Below are 7,098 nucleotides of genomic sequence, written 5' to 3' on the forward strand. Positions count from 1 at the left end.
TAAATACGTCCTGAAGTTCCAGTGCCTGATCTTTCCGCACGCAACCAAAAGGAAGTGTCTTGGGGCAGCTGGCAAACGAATCGGCTGCCGTTGTCCATTGAAGTAACTGGCAGGATACTTACAAAAGGTGTTGAATTAGATTGGAGCATTGGAAATGACTTCTCGGGGGTGATGGTTAAGTGAATGAATTTATAATTACAAAAGTGCAACATCTAGATACCCAAAAGCTTAATCTGTTGGTTGATGAGAGTAAGAGAGAAGGACTTCATCACCTCAAACGATTGGTAACCGATTATGAAGCTGGAACAAATAAATTCGATTTGGACGGGGAAGCACTCTTTCTAGCCATTAAAAACGGCGATATTGTAGGAGTTTGTGGACTAAATCAAGACCCGTATTCAGAAAACATAGAAATTGGTCGTGTTCGTCGACTGTATGTCTCACCAAGTGTACGCCGATTTGGGATAGGGCGGATGCTAATGGATTCAGTTATTGCAGAAGCTAGAAATTACTTTCAAATACTTGTGTTAAAGACTAATAATCCTATTGCTGATTTGTTTTATCGCTCTATCGGGTTTTCGGTAAAAGATGATTCTGAAAATGACACCCATTTACTTCCGTTAGATTCCTGAAATTTATCCATCTACAGGAATCTAACGGGACACTATAGTTGAGGGGCTTGCATCGCGGCAGCCCCTCTTTTTTAAACTAAATATATAGAGTGGTTACGAGTTTCAATTTGTTAGGGCGAGATCCTAATTTGAATCTCCCCCTTGTATGCTAGACGATTTCGCACGTTTCAGGTGGATCAAATACAGTAATGTCAGTTATCACGTCTAAAGGAGTGGGCCAATTCACTTCCAGTCGGAACTCAACACCATCTTGATGCGGAACTATGTTTCTTACACAAATTACGGCCTCTCCTCTATGTCGATCAATGATATCGATATCATAAATGCCGGCTGGAAACCTCGGGAATATACCCTCACCAACTGAGATGTGTACAACTGACTTTCTGTTTATTACCCCGTACCAGTTGAAGTTGTACCACTGTGAAGTTGCATGACGCCAATAAACACGTATCGTTCTAGGCATAGTTTTCCTCCTAAAGGGTTACTCTTTCTCGTCAAGAATACTCAAAGGTAAGGTTATAGCGCTTTCCGTTAGACAAGCGGACAACAAATAAAGGACCGTATACGCTGATTTTAGCGGAAACAAAAGGCTTCGAATTGACGGAGTTATTGACTAACCGCTGCAGCTTAGCCTGTTTTCTCGTTCTCACGAGATAGATGAACCTTGCTGCAAATATGCGATCATTGGCAAGTTTTCGCAGCAGCCGCAGCATGATTAGGCTTACTTTACGGATATCCTCAGATTGTATACTTAGCATCTGCCCCGGCCTAAAGATACCGGTGTCAAAATAAACCTTCGTCTTTTTTGTGATCATGAGACTGTAGCTTGCGCTGAAGCCGGCTCCAACAGCGATCCCAGCGCCTGGCAGCACCTGTTGGATCACTCTTGTGGTTCGATCTAAATCCATTGTCCTCAAGGCGCTTATCAGTCGGATCGCATACAAACGGTCATTTGCTATGCGTTCATAAAGCGGCAGTATCTGGCGGGATACTACGGACAGACCCTTCACTGTAATGGGTTGAGTCTGAACGGTATCCTCCTGCTTTGTTGCGACATCTTTTTTGTTAAGCTTCATTCGATTACCCTCCTTGTTTCTCATCATTTGATAGAGATGATTAGGATGGTTCTTCTATATAGGTGCTAATGCGATTTGAAATGGACCTATAGGAATCCCGAGAGGTGTAAGTCGACGGATGATTTTACACATTCTTGATCCTTTCTCTCGTGCGTCATCGTCACCTTTCATATTGGACATGAACATATTATTCATGCTCTGCTCCAGATGCTTGGATTCGGACCCAACGAACTCAGAACCATTGCCGAGGGAATTTTTGGGAAAGCGGCGTTGCTGAACGGTGTACTGATTTTCGTATGAAAAAACATCAATTAATAGTAAGCTGTTCAATTGAACTTAGAAAGTGCCGTTGAATTCTTAAGTAAACACCAACCATTAGATGCTGACATGAACTTGGACCAAGCGACCATTAAGTCTTATGATGAAGTTAGAAAATTCTTTTTAGCAAATCCCAATGAAGTATGTGTACCTCTATCCCTGAATTCATTTGGTGACGGTAGTGGTTATGGTATTTATCAGCTTGTTGAGGACGTGTACTTAAGTTCCCTAAGGAAAACGTCATCCCTCATTTGATAAGTACTATATCTAGCCCACATTTGGGAGTGCGGTATTGGTCAGCTGACTTTTGAACTAACGCAGAACGAGAGCTCAATAAACATTAAGTGAAGGCTGCCAAGAACAATGGATCGGTAGCCTTTTCTGCTAACGTCGCCGGCTACCGCACAGTCAGACGTCCCTATTTTTTTGAGTATTATCTTGGCTTTGCTCGGCACACCGTATTTGCTGCTGCTTATGTACCGCTAATGGGATGACAGCCCTTCAATAATTGGTCGATAGACCTAACACAACATCTGCCGATAATTAATAAACTACACTTGAAGTGACTTGACTCCAAGGGGATGACATTGTCGGATGAAAAAAAAGGCGACGAGAAAGCGGCAGACGCATGTTCATGAATTTGAGGGAAGCACGAAGCTGGCGGAGGAAGGCGACGACAGACATAATCATCGATTTGCAGGTGTAACAGGTCAAGTGATTCGGAGCGGCAAAAGCCATATTCATGAAATCGATCTATCGAATACGGACTTTTTAGACCATTTTCATAATCTCAAAAAAATCAGAACAGGGCCCGCAATTCCTGTCGGTAACGGCAAGCATGTGCACTTCGTCACCGGAATGACGACACAGAATGATGAGCATAGACACCAATTCAATTTTGCTACGTTAATTGATAGACCGCTTGTATAATCAAGCACAAAAGGCCGTCCAGAGTTCTCTGGTAGGCCTTTTTTTGTCGGGTGCACTCTGCTCCGTCAAAATCCCTTCGTGATCATGAGCACCAAAATCATGACCGGCAGCAGCGTCGCGGCGATGCCGAACACCGCTCAATTGCGGGATGCTTGCCGATAGGCACTGGAGATGACCCCGCTCTGAATGTGTCGGGTGACAAGAACATGGTTACATTAGAAGTCGCATGTCTCGAAGTGCGGCTATAAAGGAAGAAAAAAATGTCTGGTGACACAAACATAAGCGCATAATCTCAGTTGGTTGAGGAGTGGAGAAGGGGTACCTCATTGTGCTAACGGGCAGGAGAGTTCAATTCAAAATGGAGAACCTATCGTGGTACAATAAGTTACTATTGCATATTTTTTACGGATTCTGAGGGGGCGTGGCTGATGGATATTAAAAAAATTATAGTGACCGGACGGATGTACAAAGATCTAGAGAGACTAGCCTTGCTGGATACTAAGAGGGAGTATATGTTTCTTCCAGAGGCGGAGGTAAGCCCGAATCACTTCGACTGGGCTGATGGATATGTGGCATTTAAACCGACGGAGTCGTTTCATTTCGGTAGTTTGAAGTGGGTTCATGCGCTTGGAGCTGGCGTTGATGCATTTTTGTATAATCGTGAATGGAAAAAGGATGTATTATTAAMGCGTACGGTCGGCAGCTTTGGGCGGAAAATAGGGGAATATTGCTTAAGTTATATTCTTGCGGATGTACAGCGTCATAAAAATTTTCAGCAGTATCAGACCGAACGACAATGGTTGCCTTCACAGCAGAAGCTTCTGCATCAGCTGAACATCGTCATTTTCGGCACCGGAACGATTGGCGAGGAAGTGGCGAGGATACTTAGAACATTCGGGGTAACGGTATACGGAATATCTCGCAGCGGCGCATCGAACTGTCATTTTTATAGGGTCCTTCCGATTACCGAGGTGCACTCGTTGTTAACACAGGCCGACTGGGTTATTAACACGCTACCCTTAACACCAATCACCGAAAGATTATTCGAAATGCGTATGTTTTCCTGCATGCATGGTGCAGGCTTTATAAATGTGGGCCGAGGAGCTTCGGTGGATGAAAACGCACTACTCGGGGCGATTGAACAAGGCCAGGTGCGCAGAGCTATTCTTGATGTGGTTAGAGAAGAACCTCTGCCCGTACAATCGCCGATGTGGGCTCATCCGAATGTGGTCATTACCCCGCATATTTCTGCCGTTACAGGGTTGGATGAAGCGATGGAAGGCTTGCTCGCCGTGCTAGGAGAAATTGATAGCGGACAAGAACGGATTAGCCATTCGGTGGACGTAAGCCGAGGATATTAGATCAGATTATTCGGAAGGCGATAGGAGCTGCAACAGTTAATCATTAAAAATTTGTCCGGCGACACTAACATAGGTGCATTGAGATTCCCGCAAATTGTTTTTTTATTTTTTATGTACATATGTTTTTTTGTCGCGAGTCCACATTCTGATTCAAGGTAAAGGAGTATATATGTCATTTTTATAATCGTTTGGTATTGAACTAAAGGTGAATGTTTGTTCAATAAGAAATCAGAACGAGGCTGCCGTCATGAATCGGCAGCCTCGTTCAAGTAACGGGCAGATTAGTGAAATAACATCCCTGAAAATGCAACCATTTTAGAAAGCCAGCATCTAAACTAAGTTATTAAGCTCTCGGGCAGATTCAATTAGCCTCTCTTTCATTTCTTGCGGGCTTAATTTTTCTTCGCTTGATAATATTCTAACTGTAACGAGTTGCGAATATCCTGCATTTTTATTGATTGGACGTACGTTTTCAAGTTTGTATAACTTGTACCGTCTTTTGCTGGGGGGATATGTAATAAATGCAGAGTGTTCCGAAATAGGGGAAAGTCCCATTTTCTTAAGTTTTGCTTTAGTAAACATATATGTTGGAACTTTGTCTGGAGTGAACTGTTTCATATTACCTCCAATGATTGTTGTTGTAATAACTGTAATCATCTTATCAAATCATTGAGTGTTAAGCTAACGAAGAACGATAGTGCAAAAGACAACAAAGATGCGGATACCAGCATGACTCGTCAGCCACGTTCTGCTAAATGGGCAGTTCAATTGAATTTGAATTAGGTACGTTAACGGGCAGAATAAGGAACAAATAGCAAGGGATGAACATTGAATCTACTAGTTCTAAAGCGCGTACATAATCCTCCATACAGATTAGAAATAATAACTTCTAAATAATTGGGAATTGAAGTGTCAAAATTGGGACATATTACCAAAAAGAGAATTTATATTCTAAAAGGAGTACGCCTAATGTTTAAGAAAATACAAATTGTATTAACACTTTTTATTTCGTTATCAATATTGACCGGATTCAACAAACAAGCCCCTATAGTTGTGAATGAAGTTGAAATCAACGTAATGAAAACTGCTGGTATCCTTCGGTACGATATTGTATTAAAGAAAACAAAGGAATTAAACTTAGACAATAATAAAGCTGGTGATTCACCTGGTCATCATATGTTTTATCACGGAAATGGGTTAAACTATGCTGTAAGACCAAATACAGCGTTGGCATCTTTAATGGAACTTGAACAAAACACAAAGTACGTAAAGATGCAATTACGTGGTAGCAATAACTCAGGGAATTTTAGGGCAAAAGAAGAAACGACTCTTAGTCTAGAATACGCTATTAAAAAAGGCTCAGATGTTGAAGAGGTAAGAAAATCGGCACTTGATTCTACATTGCTTGTGCTTATGGGAAACGAAGTTATTGCTGAAATTTCTTTAAACAAAAAGGAGTAGCTCTAAGGCTAACAGGTTGCGTTTTGAGGTGGAAAGCTACTTAATTGGTATGGAATTTGACCATTAACTTGAAATAAGTATAACAAAAAAGCCTGGTCAATTGACCAGGCTTCTTGTTATACCTTATGCTTGCTATTATAACTTCAGGATTCGTTCTCCAATAGTTTTTTTACGTTCTGACACAGGCTTTTTGTTATTCTTTGAATACAGCAAGTACAAAATAAGCCCGACTATTGGTGTAATTGCTCCTGAAGTCAAATGGATGCCATTAATATAAAGAAGGTATTCTGCAACTACGCCTGTAAATATTGTTACAAAAATTATGATGAAAATATCAAGGAACTTAGCTAGTTTTTGCTTCAATTTGAATTCCTCCAGTGTTTGCCTTCCCCAATAATAGCAAGAGAATATATGAAAGTAACCCTACAAATATTGGTTTCGAGCTAACAGGACTTAAAGTAATTTAATTTCCTAATACCCACAAGGATTAAAAGACCGGAAACGATTATCCAATAATACAGTCACGAACAGGTTCGTTGGCAAATTTCTCGTCACATTGAACTACACAGCAGAAAGCAAAATAATAAACCAGCCTGTCCAATATGAAGGCAGCCTATTGATGTAACGGCAGGTTAGTTTAGTATTTTTATGGAACATATTGTGTTCTTACACTGTGTCTGACTATTATAAAGGGGGGATATATTATGACACTTTGGGGATTACCATTTGTATTAGTTACATCATTTTTAGTAGGGCTAATTATATATYTTCTTTCYRCCCTYTTMTTTCTTAAAAGAAAATCAATGAAAGTGAAACTTATAAGAGGTATATTCGCTTTTATTGTATCTTTTTTATTCTTCTTACTGTATTTGAACAATCTTGCTAATATTGACTAAGCGAGGAACTATGTTAGGGAACTTGCCTCGCGGTAGCTCTCTTTTGTTCGGGGGCAGCCGTCATTGCGCTAACGGGCAGTTTAACGCAACTTCCAAGTAATGGAATCGTATAAAAGTATTACGACAGAGGAGGGAAATTCGTGAAATTAAAATCAAAACTAATTGCCATCACAGCTACATGTTTAGTTGCGGCAAGTGTATTTTCTATTACCGCGCTAGCTGCAATAGATATTGCCCCTCTGAAAGCTCTAGCTAAGGTAGCTAAGAATAAGGAAACTATTGAGCACAATTTATTGGACGCGATGCCTGACCAAACAAGAGAGGACAAAGATGCAAAAAACCAACAAGGTATTAAAGTTAAGAGTCTCGGTAATGAAACAAGAAAGCTCGAACTAGAAGCTGATCCTGACGATACTGAAAATTT

The 7,098-nt window shown here is 40.9% G+C and carries 9 protein-coding genes; 5 read left to right on the forward strand and 4 right to left on the reverse strand.

Annotated elements, in window-relative coordinates:
* Positions 1-179 precede the first annotated feature (179 nt).
* Positions 180-632, forward strand: a complete 453-nt coding sequence (locus AC1DVJ_RS29050) for a GNAT family N-acetyltransferase (RefSeq protein ID WP_477596055.1) — start codon at positions 180-182, stop codon at positions 630-632.
* A 148-nt stretch (positions 633-780) separates the two neighbouring features.
* Here AC1DVJ_RS29050 and AC1DVJ_RS29055 read toward each other — a convergent pair whose 3' ends face one another.
* Together AC1DVJ_RS29055 and AC1DVJ_RS29060 are read right to left on the reverse strand one after the other, a co-directional pair.
* Positions 781-1,095: a hypothetical protein gene (locus tag AC1DVJ_RS29055; RefSeq protein WP_477596057.1), complete on the reverse strand. Its 315-nt coding sequence runs from the start codon at positions 1,093-1,095 to the stop codon at positions 781-783.
* A gap of 31 nt (positions 1,096-1,126) precedes the next feature.
* Positions 1,127-1,708, reverse strand: a complete 582-nt coding sequence (locus tag AC1DVJ_RS29060) for a hypothetical protein (protein WP_477596059.1) — start codon at positions 1,706-1,708, stop codon at positions 1,127-1,129.
* Positions 1,709-2,620: 912 nt separating this feature from the next.
* Here AC1DVJ_RS29060 and AC1DVJ_RS29065 point away from each other — a divergent pair.
* Together AC1DVJ_RS29065 and AC1DVJ_RS29070 are read left to right on the forward strand one after the other, a co-directional pair.
* A complete protein-coding gene (locus tag AC1DVJ_RS29065) occupies positions 2,621-2,956 on the forward strand; it encodes a YmaF family protein (RefSeq protein WP_477596061.1) in 336 nt (111 codons plus the stop codon).
* A gap of 428 nt (positions 2,957-3,384) precedes the next feature.
* Positions 3,385-4,317 carry a D-2-hydroxyacid dehydrogenase gene (locus tag AC1DVJ_RS29070; protein ID WP_477596063.1) on the forward strand — a complete coding sequence of 311 codons (933 nt, stop codon included), beginning with the start codon at positions 3,385-3,387 and terminating at the stop codon, positions 4,315-4,317.
* Between the two features lie 330 nt (positions 4,318-4,647).
* Here the strand turns inward: AC1DVJ_RS29070 and AC1DVJ_RS29075 are convergent, their stop codons facing one another.
* The gene (locus tag AC1DVJ_RS29075) at positions 4,648-4,974 is read right to left on the reverse strand and encodes a hypothetical protein (RefSeq protein WP_477596065.1); all 327 of its coding nucleotides are present in this window, start codon (positions 4,972-4,974) and stop codon (positions 4,648-4,650) included.
* Positions 4,975-5,286: 312 nt separating this feature from the next.
* On the opposite strand from AC1DVJ_RS29075, the gene AC1DVJ_RS29080 reads away from it, so the two are divergent.
* The gene (locus AC1DVJ_RS29080; RefSeq protein ID WP_477596067.1) at positions 5,287-5,778 is read left to right on the forward strand and encodes a hypothetical protein; all 492 of its coding nucleotides are present in this window, start codon (positions 5,287-5,289) and stop codon (positions 5,776-5,778) included.
* Between the two features lie 135 nt (positions 5,779-5,913).
* On the opposite strand, the gene AC1DVJ_RS29085 is transcribed toward AC1DVJ_RS29080, so the two are convergent.
* The gene (locus tag AC1DVJ_RS29085) at positions 5,914-6,141 is read right to left on the reverse strand and encodes a hypothetical protein (protein ID WP_477596069.1); all 228 of its coding nucleotides are present in this window, start codon (positions 6,139-6,141) and stop codon (positions 5,914-5,916) included.
* 673 nt (positions 6,142-6,814) lie between these two features.
* Here AC1DVJ_RS29085 and AC1DVJ_RS29090 point away from each other — a divergent pair.
* Positions 6,815-7,098 (forward strand): hypothetical protein (locus AC1DVJ_RS29090; protein ID WP_477596071.1); only part of this gene is annotated, 284 nt, incomplete at its 3' end.

It is taken from the genome of Paenibacillus sp. P4_A9 (assembly GCF_056402415.1).

Coding starts and splice junctions, on each gene's coding strand:
- AC1DVJ_RS29055 (WP_477596057.1), bottom strand. CDS start 1,095: ATGCCTAGAACGATACGTGTTTATTGGCGTCATGCAACTTCACAGTGG.
- AC1DVJ_RS29060 (WP_477596059.1), bottom strand. CDS start 1,708: ATGAAGCTTAACAAAAAAGATGTCGCAACAAAGCAGGAGGATACCGTT.
- AC1DVJ_RS29065 (WP_477596061.1), top strand. CDS start 2,621: ATGAAAAAAAAGGCGACGAGAAAGCGGCAGACGCATGTTCATGAATTT.
- AC1DVJ_RS29075 (WP_477596065.1), bottom strand. CDS start 4,974: ATGATTACAGTTATTACAACAACAATCATTGGAGGTAATATGAAACAG.
- AC1DVJ_RS29080 (WP_477596067.1), top strand. CDS start 5,287: ATGTTTAAGAAAATACAAATTGTATTAACACTTTTTATTTCGTTATCA.